The following is a 16343-nucleotide window of genomic DNA, read 5'->3' on the forward strand; positions in this document are numbered from 1 at the left end:
GCCTGCCGCTGGGGTGTGCGGGCAGCGTGGATGCCGTCCTCTCGGGGATCTGCAGACGGTACGGCTGTGCGCAAGAGCCACACCAGAGGACGGTTCATCCATCTTCTGTGCCGTCGGTGGACGAAACCTCCATCAGTCGCTGTCCGCGGATGTGTCCTGTGTGTCCTGGCTGTCCTCCGGTTCCGCGTCCGGCCCCTGTGCCCGCACCCGCTGGACGTTCTCCAGGGACTCGCGCAGTTCGGCGAGCCAGTCGTCGGCGTGCCGCTGCACCAGCCGTACGCACCATGCGAGGGCGTCACTGCGGCTGCGGGCGACCCCGCCGGCGATCAGGGTGTCGAGGACCTGCCGCTCGGGCTGACGCAGCCGGGTCATCACCGGGGCGGCGATATGCGTGAACAGGGCGCGCTCGGCACCGCACTCCACGCCCCAGGAGACCTTCCGGCGGAACCGGTGCTCGGCCTCCCGGGCCACCCCGATCCGGGTCTCCCGGGTGCGCTCCCGGAACTCCTGGATCCGACCCTCCACGGCCGCCTCCCGCTCGGCGGCCGAGACACCTTCGGCCAGGTGGGGCGCGGGGATGCGGCCGATCACGGTGATCTCCTCACGATCGACCGTCACCTCGGCCAGTTCCTCGAAGAGATCGTCCGGCAGGCGGCCGGCGAACCAGCCGCGCAGCTTTTCTCGTTGCTCGGTGGTAATCATGTAATCACGATTACTCCGCCCTTCCGGGAACACAAGCACATGGCGGCGAGTCCGCCGAGAGCGCAACCGGAGGGCCCAACCGGAATGTTTCAGGCCGATTAATCGGTGTGCGAAATCCGGCCACATGGCGACTTGGAACGATCAAGAGCCGCCATCTTCCGGCGTTGGAACGTTCGAAGTCCGTTACTTCACGCCACTGATTCAATACGCAAGGTTACTGAAACCCGTGGTGTCGATGTGAGTTTCCGCGACGGACTCGGCAGACTCCCGCTCGTCGCTCCGGCACCGATCGCGCCGGAGCCGGCACACCCCCGACACAAGCGGAAGGATGCACACAATGCGGAACACCGCGCGCTGGGCAGCGACCCTCGGCCTCACGGCCACCGTCGTCTGCGGACCCCTGACCGGATCTGCCATGGCCGCCCACGACGCCACCCCCGCCTCGCTGTACGCCCCCTCGGCCCTGGTGCTCACCATGGCCTACGGTGACAGCGCCACCATGACTACGCCGATGCGCGCGGTCACCCTGAGCTGCGCCCCGACGTCCTCCGGTACTCATCCGGACGCGATGTCGGCCTGCGCCGAACTACGTGGCGTGGGCGGTGACTTCGAGGCCCTGGGGGCGCGGGACGGCGTGCTGTGTACCAAGCAGTACGACCCTGTGTTCGTCACGGTCGACGGCGTCTGGCAGGGCAAGCGCGTCTCCTATGAGCGCACCTTCGCCAACGAGTGCGTGAAGAGCTCCTACGGGACCAGCCTCTTCGCGTTCTAAGGGACCGGGATCGTACGGCCCCGTGCAGTACGGCAGCGGCTCGCAGATGGGGAGTGCGGGTTGTGCCGTGGGGTCCCGCGATCTCGCACCGGGGGTCGGTCGGGCGGAGTGGGGCCGCCCGGCCGACACCTCGGATTGCTAAGTGGAATCGCCGTCTTCGCCCGGAATCCCGGACAGGGGCGCGAACCGGCCCAACAGCCCCGCACTCCCCAGCAGCCGCCGTATCCGCGGTGCGTCGGAGACGATGCGGAGGCGGCCGCCTCGGTCTCTGGCCCGTGTCTCGGCCCGGCACAGGGCACGCAGTCCCGAGCAGTCGAAGAAGTCGACCCGCCGCAGATCGACCAGGACGTCCGACTCCGGCTTCGCCGTCGCCGCGTCCAGGTGCTCGGCGACGAGTGTCGCCGTAGCCAGATCGATCTCACCGATGACCTCGACCACGGTGAACGGCCCGCATCTACGAGTGCGGGCATGCGTGTTCGCCGGGGGCGGCGCGGAGCGGAAGGAGTCCGCGGCCAGGCCCTCGGTCGGATAGCGGGCGCGGTCGTCGGCGTCCGGCGTCATGTCCGCTCCACCTCGGAAAGGGCGTATTTGATCCGGGTAGTTACCCGGAGGCGAGGTTGAGCATCCCTGCGATGCCCCTCGCAAGATCTGGTTCACTCGACCTGGTGAATTTTGCCCGCGGCGATTGACTGTGGGCCAGTTCGGCCCCTCTCGATGTGACGCCCTCCATTGCGCCGCCGGGCGGACCCCGTGAGTCTCTCGTGGAACAAGCGTCCGAAGAACTGTTATCGGCAGCTCATCGATCGATCTCCCATGTATCGGACAGCTTCGTTCGCCGTCGAGGACAGGGAAGTTTTTGATGAGTACAGAGCGCACGAGGGAACTGGCGGCGTTGGTCACCGCGGCCCGCAGTGGCGACCCGGAGGCTCAGGACGCCCTGGTCAGTGCGTACCTCCCGCTGGTCTACAACATCGTGGGGAGGGCTCTGAACGGCTCCGTCGACGTCGACGACGTGGTGCAGGAGACCATGCTGCGCGCCCTGGACGCGCTCGGCGGTCTACGCACCCCCGAGAGCTTCCGCTCCTGGCTCGTGGCGATCGCGATGAACCAGGTCCGGGCTCACTGGCACGACCGGCAGTCGGCCCCCGGCGCCGTCGAGGAGGCCGAGGATCTCGCGGACCCGGGCGCCGACTTCGTGGACCTCACCATGGTGCAGCTCCAGTTGTCCGGCCAGCGCCAGGAGACGGCACGCGCCACCCGCTGGCTGGAGCCCGACGACCGGGGGCTGCTGTCCCTGTGGTGGCTGGAGTGCGCCGGCGAGCTGACCCGTGCCGAGGTCGCCGAGGCGCTGGAGTTGTCGCCGCAGCACACGGCCGTACGGGTGCAGCGTATGAAGGCGCAGTTGGAGGCGGCCCGGGTGGTCGTGCGGGCGCTCGACGCCCGGCCCCGATGCGAGGAACTGCAAGGTGTGCTGGCCTCCTGGGACGGCCGGCCCTCGGCGCTGTGGCGCAAGCGAATAGCCCGTCATGCTCGTGGTTGCTCGTATTGCTCCGGTATGTGGAGCGGATTGATGCCCGCCGAAGGACTGCTGGCCGGCCTCGCCCTGGTCGTCGCGGCGCCCGCACTGCTGGAGCGAGTGCTGTCCGCGTCCGGCGGAATGGCCGCGGTGGCGTCGACCTCCCAGTTGAGTGCGTCGGCGGGCTACGCCGGACCGGGCGCGACGGGCGGCCACCGTGCCGTGCGCGGCCGGACGGTCTCCCGTGGGGAGGCCCGTCGTCGGCGGCGTATCAAACGCCGGGCTGTCGGCGGCGCCGTCGTGGCGGCCTGCGTCGCGGGCGGCGGCTTCTGGTACTTCGACACGGACCCCGGCACCGGGACCGAGGAGACGGCCGCCGCACGGGCCGCCGGTGCTCCCTCCGTGGACCTGGCGGAGCCCAGCGAGATCGAGACCTCTTCGTCGCTGTCCAAGTCCCCCTCGCCGACCAAGTCGCCGTCGAAGAAGGCAAGCCCCTCCAAATCCGCCCAACCCACCAAGAAGCCCTCGCCCACGCCCCGGCCGTCCACGCCCCCGACGCAGACCCCGCCCAGCACACCCCAGCCGCAGTCGGCCCCGACCGACACCGTCGGGCAGGTCGTCGCGCTGGTGAACAAGGAGCGGTCGGCCGCCGGCTGCGGTCCGCTCGCGGAGGACCCCCTGCTGAACAAGGCCGCGCAGGGCCACTCCGACGACATGGCCGCCCGCGACTTCTTCGACCACACCAACCCTGACGGTGAGGACCCCGGCCAGCGCATCACCGCCGCCGGGTACAACTGGTCCACCTACGGCGAGAACATCGCCCAGGGCCAGCAGACCCCGGAAGCGGTGATGGAGTCCTGGATGAACAGCCCCGGCCACCGCGCCAACATCCTCAACTGCTCGTTCAAGGACATCGGTGTCGGCATCCACAACGGCTCGGGCGGCCCCTGGTGGACGCAGGCCTTCGGCGCCAAGCAGTAGGGCGGGCCGCCCGGTGCTGCACGCCCGTCACAGCATGACGTGCTTGACCAGCGTGTAGTCGAGTAGACCGGTGAGCGAGAAGCCGCTGCCGTACCCGGAGTGGCGTACGCCGCCGTGCGGCATCTCCGACACCGTCGTGCCGTGGGTGTTGACCCACACGATGCCGGCCCGCAGGACCCGGCTCGCCCGCATCGCCCGGTCGTGGTCACGGGTCCACACACTCGCCGCGAGCCCTTGCGGGACTCCGCCCGCCGGCTGGAACGCCTCGGACTCGTCGGCGAACGGCTGCACGGTGACGACCGGGCCCGACACCTCGCTCCGCACGATCTCGCCCTCCTGCCGCACTCCGGCGACCACCGTGGCCTGGTGGAAGTAACCGGGCCGGTCCAGGACCACGCCACCCGTGACGACCTCGGCGTGCCCCGGAAGCCGCTCCAACAGGCCGCGAACCAAGGTGAGTTGGGCCGCGTTCGCGAGTGTCCCGGAGCACCCCCGACGGCAGGCGCTCGGCGGCCGGCCGGGCCAGGAGCACCGCCGACGACGGCGTCGTGTCGGACGGTTTCAGCACGACGGTGTTGTCGGCGCGAGCGCCGGGGCGATCTTCCATACGGCCATCATCAGCGGGTGGTTCCACGGCGTGATCTGCGCACAGCCCCGACCGGCTCCCGGCGCCGGACGGAGGCGCGGCCCGGCGTGTACTCGGCCGCCGTGGCACCCGGCAGATCGCGGGCGGCTCCGGCGAAGTGCCACAACACGTCCACGATCGAGGGCAGTTCGTCCGCGAGGAACAGGGCCCGCGGCGTGTCCGTGTCGGCGACTCCGACGCGGGTCACCGCCTCGGCGGCGCGGCCGCCGCGGACGGCGCCCTCCACGCAACCGGCGCCCCACCCTGCCGGCGGCGGTGCCGACGGACTGACGGACCGATCCCCTGTCCGGGAGATCGGCAGACGGTCGCAGAGGTCGTGTATTCCTTGACGGGCATATAACCGTCGAGGCATATTGGTCTCATGTCCGACGACGCCTCCCTCTGGAGTGCCCTCGCAGATCGCCACCGGCGAGCCATCGTCGCGCTGCTCCTGGAGCGGCCGCGGCCCGTGGGGGAGATCGTGGAGGCATGCGGGCTGAGCCAGCCGAGCACGTCGAAGCATCTGAAGGTGCTGCGGGAGGCGGGCCTGGTGCGGGTGCGGCAGGAGGCCCAACGCCGCGTCTACGCCCTGGATCCCGCCCCCATCGCCGAACTCGACGTCTGGCTCGCCCCGTACCGCAAGCTATGGAACCGCAGCCTGGACGCCCTGGGCCACCGCCTCGACGAGGCGTCGGGCGCCACGTCGGACGGCACATCGGACGACGACACCCTGGACGGCGACACCTCGGGCGACCCCGAGGGACCCGCCGACCACAAGGGACCCATCACGAAGGACTGATCAGCCATGACCGCCGACCTCACCGGCACCTATCTGACCTTGGACGACGGCCGCCCGGCCGTCCGCTTCTCCCGTACCTACCACCACCCCGTCGAGCGCGTCTGGCAGTTCGTGACCGACGCCGACGAACTGGCCCACTGGTTCCCCTCCCGCGCCGACATCGACCTGCGCCCCGGCGGCGAGATCAAGTTCGGCGGCGACCCGAACATGGAGGACTCCACGGGCCGCGTGATCGCCGTCGACGAACCCCGGCACCTGTCCTTCGAGTGGGGCGGCGACGAGCTGCACTTCGACCTGGAGCCCCTCGACGACGGGCGCACCCGCTTCACCCTCACCAACGTCCTCGTCGCCGAGAACACCGCCGCCCGCAACAGCGCCGGCTGGGAGGTCTGCCTGACCGCCCTCGACGCACACGCGCGCGGGGAGCGCTTCGAGGGACCGCACGCCGGGGCCGAGGCGCCCTGGAAGGAGCTCTACGACGGCTATGTGGCCGCCGGTGTCCCCTCCGGCGCCCCGGTCCCGGGCCTGGACGCCTGAGCGTGATCAGTCCGTCCCGGCCGGGACGCAACTGGTCCCGGATATCGGGAGCCTCAGCTCCGTGAGGTAGTCGTCCACGGCACCACGTGTGCAGTCACTGCGCCCGTAGACGCTGTGTCCGGCGCCCTCGTACGGCAGCAGGACCGTCGTCCCGCGGGTCTGCCGGTGCACATGGGCCGCCCACGCGAAGTTGTTCGCCGGGTCGTGCCGCGAATGCAGCATGAGGATCTTGGGCGCCTCGGTGATGCGCAGACGGTGCTGCGGATTGTTCACCTCGTCGGGCCAGCCGACGCAGCCGGCCACCGCGGCATGCACACGAGGTGAGCCGCGCATGTGCGGTGCGGCCCGCAGCTCGGCCCGGGTCAGCCCGGCGAACTCGCGGTGGTCCTTCGGCCGGATGCGCCAGTCCTGGCAGAAGACCGCGTGGAACGGTTCCGCCCTCGTCTGCGGCTCCGCCTGCCGGGACTGCCCGGATGCTCGTAGCCGCGTCGGTTTCCGGGTCGGTTTCTGCGCGTCGAGCCCCGCCACGTAAGTGGCCAGGTCCGCCCAGTCGGGGCCGTAGAACGCCTTGAAGGCGAACAGGGTGATGTCGTTCGCGGTGAGGGGCCGCGCCGGCCTCTCGGGGTCGTGTATCTCCCCTCGGTCCGCTCGCTTCAGCAAGCCGTCCCAGACGGCTGTGACGTCCCGGCCGTGCAGCGCGCAGGAGCCGGTGCGCTCGCACCACTTCACGAACTGGTGGAAGGAGTCCTCGGCGGTGGTCGCGGAGGAGAGGAGGAACTCCCGGGTGCCGAGGCTGTGGTCGATGTTCGCGGTGAGCGCCATGGACCGGATGCGGTCGCCGTACTCCTCCGCGTACTGCTCGCCGATCAGCGTGCCGTAGGAGTGACCGAAGTAGTTGATCTTCTCCTCGCCCAGCGCCCCGCGCAGTGCGTCCATGTCCCGGACGACGCTCAAGGTGTCGGCGTGGTCGAAGACCGGACCGGTGTGCCGTCGGCAGTCCTCGCGCAGCGCGCGGTTGTACGCGGCGAGTCGATCGAACTGCGCCTGGTCGCGGGGGTAGGCCGACGGCCGTCGGCCCAGCAGCTCCGTGGAGCACTTCACCGGACTGCTGCCGCCGACACCCCGTGGGTCGAACCCGACGATGTCGAACCTCTGCTGGATGTCCTCGCTGAAGTGGGACCTGGCCCGCGTGATCGCGAAGTCCACACCCGAATCACCCGGTCCACCCGGGTTGACCAGCAGTGCCCCGACCCGGCGATCCGGATCCGTCGCCTTGCGCCGGGCCACCGCGAGATCGAACGTCCCGCCCGAGGGGTGCGCCCAGTCGACGGGCAGACGCAGGGTCCCGCATTCCGCCGTGGCGTCCTGGGCGCACGGTTTCCAGCCGATCGTCTGCCGGGGCGCTGCGTTTGTGTCGGGTGAGCCGGCGGGTGCCGCCGCCATGCCCGGCGTCGACACCCCCGCGAGTAATCCGGCGGTGAGCGCTGCGGTGAGCGCCCTGATGAGTGGCCGCATGAAGTTCCTTCCGAGCGTCCTGCGAAACGGATCGCGGGAGAGACCCGCAAGATCGAACGTGACAGTGATCCACTCGGGGGCACAACCGAACAGGACGGGAATCAGGGAAGGCACAGGGACGTGGTCAGGGCCATCCTCAGGGCGACGCCTCGGGGGTTGCCGTCGAGACCCCTGAGCCGACCCGGAATTGTCACGGCTCCCCACTCACGCCATCCGGCACCCACTCACGCCACCGGGCGCCGCACTCACGCCATCTGCCGCCGCACCAACTCGTGCAACCGCCCGCTCGTGTCCGCGAGGAGCTGCGCGGGTGGCCCCTGCTGAGCGACCTTGCCGTCCTCCATCACGATGACCCGGTCGGCGTCCAGAACCGTCGACAGTCGGTGCGCGATGACGATGCGGGTGGCGTTGAGGGCCTTGGTCGACTCGATGACCGTGCGCTGCGTCTCGTTGTCCAGGGCGCTGGTCGCCTCGTCGAAGAAGAGGATGCGCGGCCGGCGGATCAACGCCTGGGCGATCATCAGCCGCTGCCGTTGCCCGCCGGAGATCGCCCCGCTGCCCGAGACGATCGTGTGCAGCCCCATCGGCATCCGCTTGATGTCCTCGGCGAGCCCAGCCATCTCGGCCGCCGCCATCGCCTCCTCCGGCGTGTACGGCTCCGTACCGCAGATGACGTCCAGGATGGACCCGGTGAACGGCTGGGCGTGCTGGAGCACGACCCCGCACTGCCGCCGGACGGCCGACTGGTCGAGCGCCGCCAGGTCCTGGCCGTCGTACAGGACACTGCCCGAGACCGCCTTGTCGAAGCCGATCAGCAGTCTGAGCAGGGTCGACTTGCCGCAGCCGCTGGGGCCGACGATCGCCACGAACTCGCCCGGCCGGACGTCGAAGGACACGTCGTCGAGGATCAGGGGGCCGTCGTCGGAGTACCGGAAGGACAGCCGGCGCGCCTCGATCGACCCGGTGAGCGGGCCCGGCCGGGTGCTGGCCGTGCGCACCTCGGGCGTGGCCTCAAGAACCGGCTTGATCTCCTCGAACAGCGGCAGCGCCGCCACCACCGACACGAACGAGCCGGTGAGCTGGGTGACCGAGGTCAGCAGCATCGTCACCGAGGTGTTGAAGGTGAGGAAGGCCGCCGCCGACATCGACCCGCGTGCCGGACCCGCCAGCAGCATGAACATCAGCAGCGTGCACACCGGCAGATACACCGCGCCCAGCACCGTGGTGAGGTTCTTGATCCGCCCCACCTTCTGCTGGAGCTCACGGCTGCGCGCGAACCGGTCCGCCCAGGCCGCGTAAGCGTAGTTCTCGGCCGCCGCGACCCGCAGCTTCGGCAGTCCGCGCAGGGTCTGGAACGCCTGGTTGTTGAGCTTGTTGCTGAGCACCACCAGCCGCCGCTGCCAGCGCACCTGCCACAGTCCGAGCCCCAGGAACACCGCCGCGATGACGACGAGCATGCCGATCGCCGCCAGCGCCATCGGCACGCTGTACCAGAACAGCAGCGACAGGTTCATCGCGCCCACCGTCACCGACTGGGCGACGACGGGGCCGACCCCGGCCATCAGCCGACGGATCGCACTGATGCCCATGGCCTGGCTCGCCAGCTCGCCGGTCGAGCGCTCGGTGAAGAACTTCGTCGGCAGCCGCAGCAGCCGGTCCCACAGGGCCGGCTGGAGCGTCGCCTCGATACGGCCCTCCAGGCGCAGGATCGTCAGGTTCTGCAGCAGCATGAAGGCTGCCGCCACGACACTGCTGATCATCACGGCCAGACAGAACTGCACGATCAGCCCGGTCTGCGCCTTCGGCACGAACTCGCCGAGCACCTTGCCGGTCGCGATCGGCACCAGCGCGCCGATCGCGACCGTTACCAGGCCGCTGATCAGCAGGTTCGTCAGATCGCCGCCCGTGCCCCGCATGCTGAACCGCAACAGCCGCAGCGGGCTCAGCGCGCGGTCGGGCAGCGGACGGTAGAACATCACCGCACGCGGCTCGAACTCCTCCGCGTTGGCCTTCTCGATCGGCGTCTCACGCCCGGTCGCCGGATGGACGGCGACATAGCCGCCACGCCGCCACAGCAGCGCCACCGGAGCACCGGACAGCGCCCGGTGGCCGACGAGCGGTCCGACGTTGTCCCGCCACCACCGGCCGTCCAGCCGGACCGCCCTGGTGCGCACGCGCGAGGCGATGGCGACCCGCTCGACCGGGTCGAGCCGGTCGCTCTCGGTGCCGCTCTGCGCGGGCTCGGCCAGCGTGATCCCGGCCGCCTCGGCGACCAGTTTGCAGGCCGCGTAACTGGCGTCCGCGTCGGCGGCCGTCGTCCGCTTGTCGCTGCGCTTGCCGATGGACGCCAGCAGCGTCCGGTCGGCCTGGGCACGCACCGCCTCACCGGCCTTGATGCCCTCGGCCGTGCGGTTCTCGTGGGTGCGCTCCAGCTGCTCGATCCAGCGGTCCAGCGTGGTGAGCAGGCGGTACTGCTGGTCGACCATGGACTGCCAGACCGCCGGGTCCATCAGCAGGTCGGCGGCCGCCTCCGCGCCGTACAGCGAGCCGTACTGCACGCTGCCGGGCGGCACCTGCATCCAGAAGACGTCGTCGTCGGTGATCTCGGCCGCCCGCTCGGTGGCCATCGGTGCCTGGAAGAGGATGGAGAGGCTGCGGCCGACGCCCAGGGCGAGGGCGTACTCCAGGGGGCTCGTCTGCGGCGGGACGTACTGCGGGTTGCCGTACTCGTCGTAGGACCAGGTCTGGGTGTTCGCGGGCTGGTACAGCTCGCGCAGCCCGATGCGGTGTACGACGCAGTCCCTGAGGGGACGGGCGACCAGCGTGTGCTGCGGTCCTGCGACCGGGCCGAGCAACAGCGAGCCCGCCTCCAGCCGGCCGAGGTGGTGCCAGTGGCCCTGCAGACCGGCGTCGACCGCGAACAGGTCCACCGCACCGGACGCGACCAGCCACAGCACCTGCGGGCCTTCGAGGTCCAGACGGTTGAAACCGGCGCAGTCGATGCGCGTGCCCATCTGCCCGAGCGCGTTGAGGACGAGGTCACCCTCGTGGACGGAGGTCATCTCACCGCTCCTTGACCAGTGCCGCGTACGCTCCGCCGTGCGCCACCAGCTCCTCGTGCCGCCCGCGCTCCACGATCGTGCCGTGCTGGAGTACGACGATCTCGTCGCTGTCGCGCACGGTGCTGAGCCGGTGCGCGATCACCACACAGGCACAGCCGCGCTTGCGCAGGTTGTCCATCACGACCTGCTCGGTCTCCGCGTCCAGCGCGCTCGTCACCTCGTCGAGGACGAGGATGCTGGGGCGGCGCACCAGCGCCCGGGCGATCTCCAGGCGCTGGCGCTGACCGCCGGAGAAGTTACGGCCGTCCTGCTCGACCCTGCTGTGGATGCCGCCGGGGCGGCGCATCACCACGTCGTACAGCGCGGCGTCGCGCAGCGCGTCCACCACCGCGTCGTCCGGGATCGACGGATCCCACAGCGCCACGTTGTCGCGGACGGTGCCCTCGAAGAGGAAGACCTCCTGGTCGACGAAGGAGACGGAGGACGCGAGCGCGCCGCGCGGGATGTCCTCGATGCGCTGGTCGTCGATGCGGATGACGCCCTCCCACGGCGCGTACAGACCGGAGATCAGCCGGGAGATCGTCGACTTGCCGCTGCCGGAGCCGCCGACCAGGGCCACCTGCTGACCCGGGCCGACCGTCAGGTCGAAGCCCGTGAGCAGGGGTTTGTCGAGGGGGCTGTAGCCGAAGGTGATGTTCTGGAGCTCGACGTGGCCGTGCAGGCGGCGCGTGGACTCGCCGGTGCCGGGGCGGCCGTAGAGCGGGTCCGCCTCGAAGTTCTCCACGTCCTTCAGCCGGGCCACGTCCGCGGCGAAGTCCTGGATGCGGCCCGCGACGCCGTTGAGGCGGGTGATCGGAGCCGTGAAGCGGGTGACCAGGGCCTGGAAGGCGACCAGCAGGCCGACGGATATGCCGCCCTCGATCGCGCGCATGCCGCCTATCCAGAGGATGAGGGCACTGTTGAGCGAGGCGAGCATGGGGGCGACCACGCCCAGCCAGGCGCTCGGCACGCCGAGGCGCTGCTGCTCCTCCAGCGTGGTGGCGTGCTGACCGGCCCACTTGCGGAAGTAGCCGTCCTCGCCGCCGGTCGCCTTCATCGTCTCGATCAGCTGAAGGCCGGTGTAGGCGGTGTTGGTGAGCCGGGCGTTGTCCGCGCGCAGCTTCGCGGTGCGGGTGGCGCGCAGGCGGATCACGACCCGCATCGCGACGACGTTCAGCAGGGCGACGCCGATGCCGACGAACGTGAGCTGCGGGTCGTAGGTGTACAGGAGGATCGCGTACAGGACGACGACCACCGCGTCCACGCCCGCCGCCGCCAGGTCACGGGCCAGCGTCTCGGCGACCGCGTCGTTCGACTGGAGCCGCTGCACCAGGTCGGCCGGGCTGCGCTGGGAGAAGAACGTCACCGGCAGCCGCAGCAGATGCCGCAGGAAGCGGGCGCTGGACAGGGTCGAGGAGATGATGCGGCCGCGCAGCAGATTCGCCTGCTGCAGCCAGGTCAGCACCACCGTGAGCGCGACACAGGTCCCCATCGACGCGAACAGCACGCCCAGCAGGGAGGTCTGGCCGCCGATGAGGAACATGTCGATGTAAGTGCGGCTCAGCGCGGGCACCGCCGCGCCGACCAGCACCAGCAGGAGGCTCGCCAGGACGGCGGCGGGCATCGTGCCCGCGGTGCCGCGCAGCCGGGCCGGCATCGCGCCGAGCACGCCCGGCTTGCGGCCGCCCTTGGAGAAGTCCTCGCCGGGCTCCATGACCAGGACGACGCCGGTGAAGCTGCCGTCGAAGTCCTCCATCGGCACGAAGCGACGGCCCTTGGCGGGGTCGTTTATGTACACGCCCCGGCGGCCGAAACGGCGGCCCATGCCGTCGTAGACGACGTAGTGGTTGAACTCCCAGAACAGGACGGCCGGCGTCTTCACCTCGGCGAGGGCGGCCGTGTCCATCTGCATGCCCTTGGCGGTCAGGCCGTAGCTGCGGGCCGCTTTGAGCAGATTGCTGGCGCGCGAGCCGTCGCGGGAGACACCGCACGCGATGCGCAGCTCCTCCAGCGGGACATGGCGACCGTAGTGGCCGAGCACCATCGCGAGGGAGGCGGCGCCGCACTCCACGGCCTCCATCTGGAGCACGGTGGGCGTACGGACGGTCTTCACCCTGCCCTTGGGCACGGGACGCTTCGGCGGAGCGGCGCGGCGCCTGCTCCGCGTCTCCGGTGCGGCGCTCACGGCAGCAGCCAATCGACGGGACGCTGATCGGCCAGCCGGATCGAGGCCTCGGCCATGGTCATGGAGTTCAGGGAGAACGGCGGTCCGTCCGCGGACGACCACTTGTAGCCGCTCTCGGTGCCGGCCTTCCGGTCCAGCGCGACCAGTACGGCGACCGGCCGGCCGTCCTTGGTGAACTGCTCGCCCAACTGGTTGTCACCGAGGAACGCGGCGATCTGCTGCGCCGACTGCGCGGAGCGGTCCACCGACTTCACATGGCCGCGCAGGACGCCGTACTCCTGGGTCGGCACAGACTGGACGGTGAGGTCCACGGCCGCCTTGTCGGGGATGGACGCCGCGTTCTCGGCGGGCACGTACACCGTGGCGTACAGCGTGTCCTTGGCATGGGCCACCTTCTCCACGGCGGCGACGTTCGCGCCGGTGGAGATGATCTGCCCGATGGTGGCGGCGAGGGCCGTGACCCGGCCCGCGGCGACCGTGCGCACGACTGTCTCGCCCTGCGCGGTACGGACCTTCAGCACGGGGGAGTTCGCCGGGAGCCGCTGGCCCTGCTTGGCGACGACCGAGGTGACCTGGCCGGCGACCGGGCTCTGCAGGACGTAGCTGCCCTGGCCGTGCGTGAGGATGGCGGGCGCACCGACGGTGGAGGTGACCGAGCCGGTCATCGCCCACACGGACGCGGCGGACATGACGACCACCGTCACGGAGAGGACCAGCCAGCCCTGGGGGCGGGCGAAGCGCACCGGAAGGTCGAGCTCCTCCGGTGACTGGAGCTTGGCGAGGGCCTGTTGGCGGAACTGCACGGAACCTCACCTGAGGATGAGTCGAGACCGGCGCGCGTGGGCCGTGTCGTGTTGCGAGGCGGTGCCGGAATTGTTTTCCGGCACCCGAAGAGCCCCGGAGCCGGGAACGGCTCCGGGACTCAGCGGTACAAAAGGCGCGATCAGAGACCGGCGACCAGGCCGGAGACCGGGGCGGTGTTCAGGCCGGTGACACCCTCCACGGTGCCGACGACCGTGTCGACCAGACCGGAAACCGGGGCAATGCCGTTGACAGCGTCGAGGGCACCGTTCACGGCGTTGACCTGCAGGCCGCCGGAGACGTTGTCGAGCTCGGCGTCGGAGATCTCGACGGTCGCAACCTGGGGGGTGGAGTTCATGATGGAACTTCCCTTCCTAATGGGTATTTCACAAGGGGGAGCGGCCCCCTCTGGGGACAGATGACGGCCGCGACCGCAGGCACCAGGCGCCCGTTTCCGGAAGCCGTTCACGGCCCCTGCGATGCGATGGATCAAAGCACGCTGCGGGTACGGGCTTCCAATCAAACTTCGGCCTCACCAGGGCACTTTGGTCCCAGGGACCTCGATCCGTGCAGATGTGTGCACGTCTTGGCGGTGACTTCTTCACATGCGTCACAGCATCGGCTCGGGCGGGCTGTTGCATCGGCTCGGCGGCCCTCCGGACGATGCGGTGGCGAATCCGACACTCCGGCCTAAGGGGGGTGACCGACGGTAGCTCGCATGTGCAGAAGCTCGGCCCACGGTGACTTCGTTGAGTATTGAATGTGCAGATTCCCTGGAGCCTGGATTCCGCTCGGGATTCTCAACCGACCGTTACTGATTGGTAGCGGATCGTGTCAGCCCATAAGTGCGTACACCGTGCTCGCGCGGGCCGCGATCTCTCCCGACGCCTCGTCGGTCAGCGTGATGTCGGCGAAGGCCATCCGGCGGCCCAGCTTGGTGACGACCGCTTCGATCAAGACATCCGAACCCGTCACCGCGCGCTGGAACGACGTCGACTGCTGCACCGTCGTCATGGGCCCGTACGCCCCGCGCGCCGCCGACACGGCGATCACCGTCGCGGTGTCCGCGGCGGCCATCAACGCCTGGCCCGACAGCGCGCCGCCCTCCCGGGCCAGTGCGTCCGACCAGGGCAGACGCAGAATCGCGCGGTCATCCGCCACCGCCTCGACGGACAGGCCCAGCTGGAGCACCCAGGGGGCGAAGTTGGCGGAGAGGATCTTGTCGGCTTCGGCGGTGGTGATCGTCATATGGGGGATTGTTCCCGGCGCCGGACCCTCGGACGCGCTCGTTGGCCGAATCGGTGTCCCGACTCGGTTGCGCGTAAACGGAATTGAACGCCCCACCCGGCCCGTGCGTACCCACTGCCAACCAGGCGCCCCGAACAGCTGCCGGACGAACGGCGGCACAGACCCCGTCCTCCAGGAGGTCGAGAAGTTTGAGTCACAAGCGAATTCCGAAGCGCAAGGCCGCGATAGCCGCGGGCAGCGTGGTGGCGCTCGGAGCGGCCGCGATCCTGTTGCCGAACGCCAACGCCTCCCAGGACGGCGCGTCGGACGAGGCCGCGGCCCCCAAGACCCTGAAGGCGGCAGCCGCCTCGGACCTCGCCTCGCAGCTTGCGGGCATGCTCGGTGAGGCCTTCGCCGGTTCGTACTACGACACCGAGAGCCAGCAGCTCGTCGTCAACGTCGTCCCCGGCGACGACAACAACGTGATCGTCCAGGCGAAGAAGGCCGGCGCGAAGGTCCGCGAGGTCGAGAACAGCCTGGCCGAGCTCAAGTCCGGCGCGCAGACCCTGAAGTCCGAGGCGACCATCCCGGGCACCGCGTGGGCCGTCGACCCCAGAACGAACAAGATCCTCGTCACCGCCGACAGCACCGTCACCGGCGACAACTGGGACCAGCTGGAGTCGACCGTCGACAGCCTCGGCACGGGCATGGCGACCGTGAAGAAGTCGGCCGGCACCTTCAAGACCTTCCTCTCCGGCGGCGACGCCATCTTCGCCGGCGGCTCACGCTGCTCCGCGGGCTTCAACGTCACCGCGGGCGACGGCAGCCCCGCCTTCCTGACCGCGGGTCACTGCGGGGTCGCGGCCGAGCAGTGGTCGGACACCGAGGGCGGCCAGCCGATCGCCACCGTCGACCAGGCCACCTTCCCCGGTGACGGCGACTTCGCGCTGGTCAAGTACGACGACCCGGCGACCGAGGCGCCCAGCGAGGTCAACGTCGGCCAGCAGACCGTCCAGATCAGCCAGGCCGCGGACGCCGAGGTCGGTCAGCAGGTCCTGCGGATGGGCAGCACCACCGGGTTGAACGACGGCCAGGTCACCGGGCTCGACGCCACCGTGAACTACCCCGAGGGCACGGTCACCGGGCTCATCCAGACCGACGTCTGTGCCGAGCCCGGCGACAGCGGCGGCTCCCTGTTCACCCAGGACGGCCTGGCGATCGGCCTCACCTCCGGCGGCAGCGGCGACTGCACGGCCGGCGGCGAGACCTTCTTCCAGCCGGTGACCACCGCCCTGGAAGCGGTCGGCGCGACCCTCGGCGGCGACGCCGCGGGCGGCGGCGCGGGTGCCGGTGACGAGGCCGGTGCCGGTGATGAAGCGGGCGCGGGCGATGAGGCGGGTGCCGGTGCCGGTGCCGGTGATGAGGCCGGCGCCGGTGACGAGGCCGGCGCGGGCCAGGACGCCGGTGCAGGCGAAGGGGTCGGGAACGGCAACGCCGACGGCACGGGCAACGGCCTCGGCGAGATCGTCGGCAACGGCGTCGGGAACAACTGACGCCCTGACCTCGGCGCACGGATCCGAGT

At 70.2% G+C, this 16343-nt stretch carries 15 protein-coding genes and 1 pseudogene; 5 read left to right on the forward strand and 11 right to left on the reverse strand.

Annotated features, from left to right (window positions below; all coding sequences use genetic code 11):
* Positions 1–132: 132 nt before the first annotated feature.
* Positions 133–702, reverse strand: coding sequence for a hypothetical protein (locus POF73_RS19580; RefSeq protein WP_272117074.1), 570 nt, complete (start codon positions 700–702; stop codon positions 133–135).
* A gap of 337 nt (positions 703–1039) precedes the next feature.
* On the opposite strand from POF73_RS19580, the gene POF73_RS19585 reads away from it, so the two are divergent.
* Positions 1040–1474, forward strand: a complete 435-nt coding sequence (locus POF73_RS19585) for a protease inhibitor (RefSeq protein ID WP_272117076.1) — start codon at positions 1040–1042, stop codon at positions 1472–1474.
* Positions 1475–1612: 138 nt separating this feature from the next.
* Here POF73_RS19585 and POF73_RS19590 read toward each other — a convergent pair whose 3' ends face one another.
* Positions 1613–2035 carry an STAS domain-containing protein gene (locus POF73_RS19590; RefSeq protein WP_272117077.1) on the reverse strand — a complete coding sequence of 141 codons (423 nt, stop codon included), beginning with the start codon at positions 2033–2035 and terminating at the stop codon, positions 1613–1615.
* Between the two features lie 298 nt (positions 2036–2333).
* Between POF73_RS19590 and POF73_RS19595 the strand changes: the two genes are divergently transcribed.
* Positions 2334–3971: a sigma-70 family RNA polymerase sigma factor gene (locus POF73_RS19595; protein ID WP_272117079.1), complete on the forward strand. Its 1638-nt coding sequence runs from the start codon at positions 2334–2336 to the stop codon at positions 3969–3971.
* A 27-nt stretch (positions 3972–3998) separates the two neighbouring features.
* Here POF73_RS19595 and POF73_RS19600 read toward each other — a convergent pair whose 3' ends face one another.
* The 3 genes from POF73_RS19600 to POF73_RS19605 all read right to left on the reverse strand — a co-directional run bounded on the left by POF73_RS19600 (position 3999) and on the right by POF73_RS19605 (position 4843).
* Entirely contained in the window at positions 3999–4409 is a 411-nt protein-coding gene (locus tag POF73_RS19600) for an aldehyde dehydrogenase family protein (protein WP_272117081.1), read from the reverse strand.
* Between the two features lie 123 nt (positions 4410–4532).
* Positions 4533–4613: an aldehyde dehydrogenase family protein gene (locus tag POF73_RS46265; RefSeq protein ID WP_443049563.1), complete on the reverse strand. Its 81-nt coding sequence runs from the start codon at positions 4611–4613 to the stop codon at positions 4533–4535.
* Positions 4589–4843, reverse strand: coding sequence for a hypothetical protein (locus POF73_RS19605; protein WP_272117083.1), 255 nt, complete (start codon positions 4841–4843; stop codon positions 4589–4591). The genes POF73_RS46265 and POF73_RS19605 overlap by 25 nt, the downstream gene beginning before the upstream one ends.
* A 135-nt stretch (positions 4844–4978) precedes the next feature.
* Here POF73_RS19605 and POF73_RS19610 point away from each other — a divergent pair.
* Both POF73_RS19610 and POF73_RS19615 read left to right on the forward strand, forming a co-directional pair.
* Positions 4979–5290: pseudogene (locus POF73_RS19610) on the forward strand (ArsR/SmtB family transcription factor); the annotation flags it as partial.
* Positions 5291–5401: 111 nt separating this feature from the next.
* Positions 5402–5932 carry an SRPBCC family protein gene (locus tag POF73_RS19615; RefSeq protein WP_272117087.1) on the forward strand — a complete coding sequence of 177 codons (531 nt, stop codon included), beginning with the start codon at positions 5402–5404 and terminating at the stop codon, positions 5930–5932.
* 6 nt (positions 5933–5938) lie between these two features.
* Here POF73_RS19615 and POF73_RS19620 read toward each other — a convergent pair whose 3' ends face one another.
* The 6 genes from POF73_RS19620 to POF73_RS19645 all read right to left on the reverse strand — a co-directional run bounded on the left by POF73_RS19620 (position 5939) and on the right by POF73_RS19645 (position 14782).
* Positions 5939–7447, reverse strand: coding sequence for an alpha/beta fold hydrolase (locus POF73_RS19620; protein ID WP_272117090.1), 1509 nt, complete (start codon positions 7445–7447; stop codon positions 5939–5941).
* Between the two features lie 245 nt (positions 7448–7692).
* Entirely contained in the window at positions 7693–10509 is a 2817-nt protein-coding gene (locus POF73_RS19625) for an NHLP bacteriocin export ABC transporter permease/ATPase subunit (RefSeq protein ID WP_272117092.1), read from the reverse strand.
* A gap of 1 nt (position 10510) precedes the next feature.
* Positions 10511–12733, reverse strand: a complete 2223-nt coding sequence (locus tag POF73_RS19630) for an NHLP family bacteriocin export ABC transporter peptidase/permease/ATPase subunit (protein WP_272117094.1) — start codon at positions 12731–12733, stop codon at positions 10511–10513.
* Entirely contained in the window at positions 12730–13536 is an 807-nt protein-coding gene (locus POF73_RS19635; protein ID WP_272117096.1) for an HlyD family efflux transporter periplasmic adaptor subunit, read from the reverse strand. Before POF73_RS19635 ends, POF73_RS19630 begins: the two co-directional genes overlap by 4 nt.
* A gap of 140 nt (positions 13537–13676) precedes the next feature.
* Positions 13677–13892: a hypothetical protein gene (locus tag POF73_RS19640; RefSeq protein WP_030052098.1), complete on the reverse strand. Its 216-nt coding sequence runs from the start codon at positions 13890–13892 to the stop codon at positions 13677–13679.
* Positions 13893–14368: 476 nt separating this feature from the next.
* Entirely contained in the window at positions 14369–14782 is a 414-nt protein-coding gene (locus tag POF73_RS19645) for a PaaI family thioesterase (protein ID WP_272117101.1), read from the reverse strand.
* Positions 14783–14970: 188 nt separating this feature from the next.
* Between POF73_RS19645 and POF73_RS19650 the strand changes: the two genes are divergently transcribed.
* Complete coding sequence (locus POF73_RS19650; RefSeq protein ID WP_272117103.1) at positions 14971–16314, forward strand: S1 family peptidase; 1344 nt, start codon at positions 14971–14973, stop codon at positions 16312–16314.
* Positions 16315–16343: the final 29 nt, after the last annotated feature.

This window comes from Streptomyces sp. HD (assembly GCF_028369295.1).
Lineage (GTDB): Bacteria > Actinomycetota > Actinomycetes > Streptomycetales > Streptomycetaceae > Streptomyces.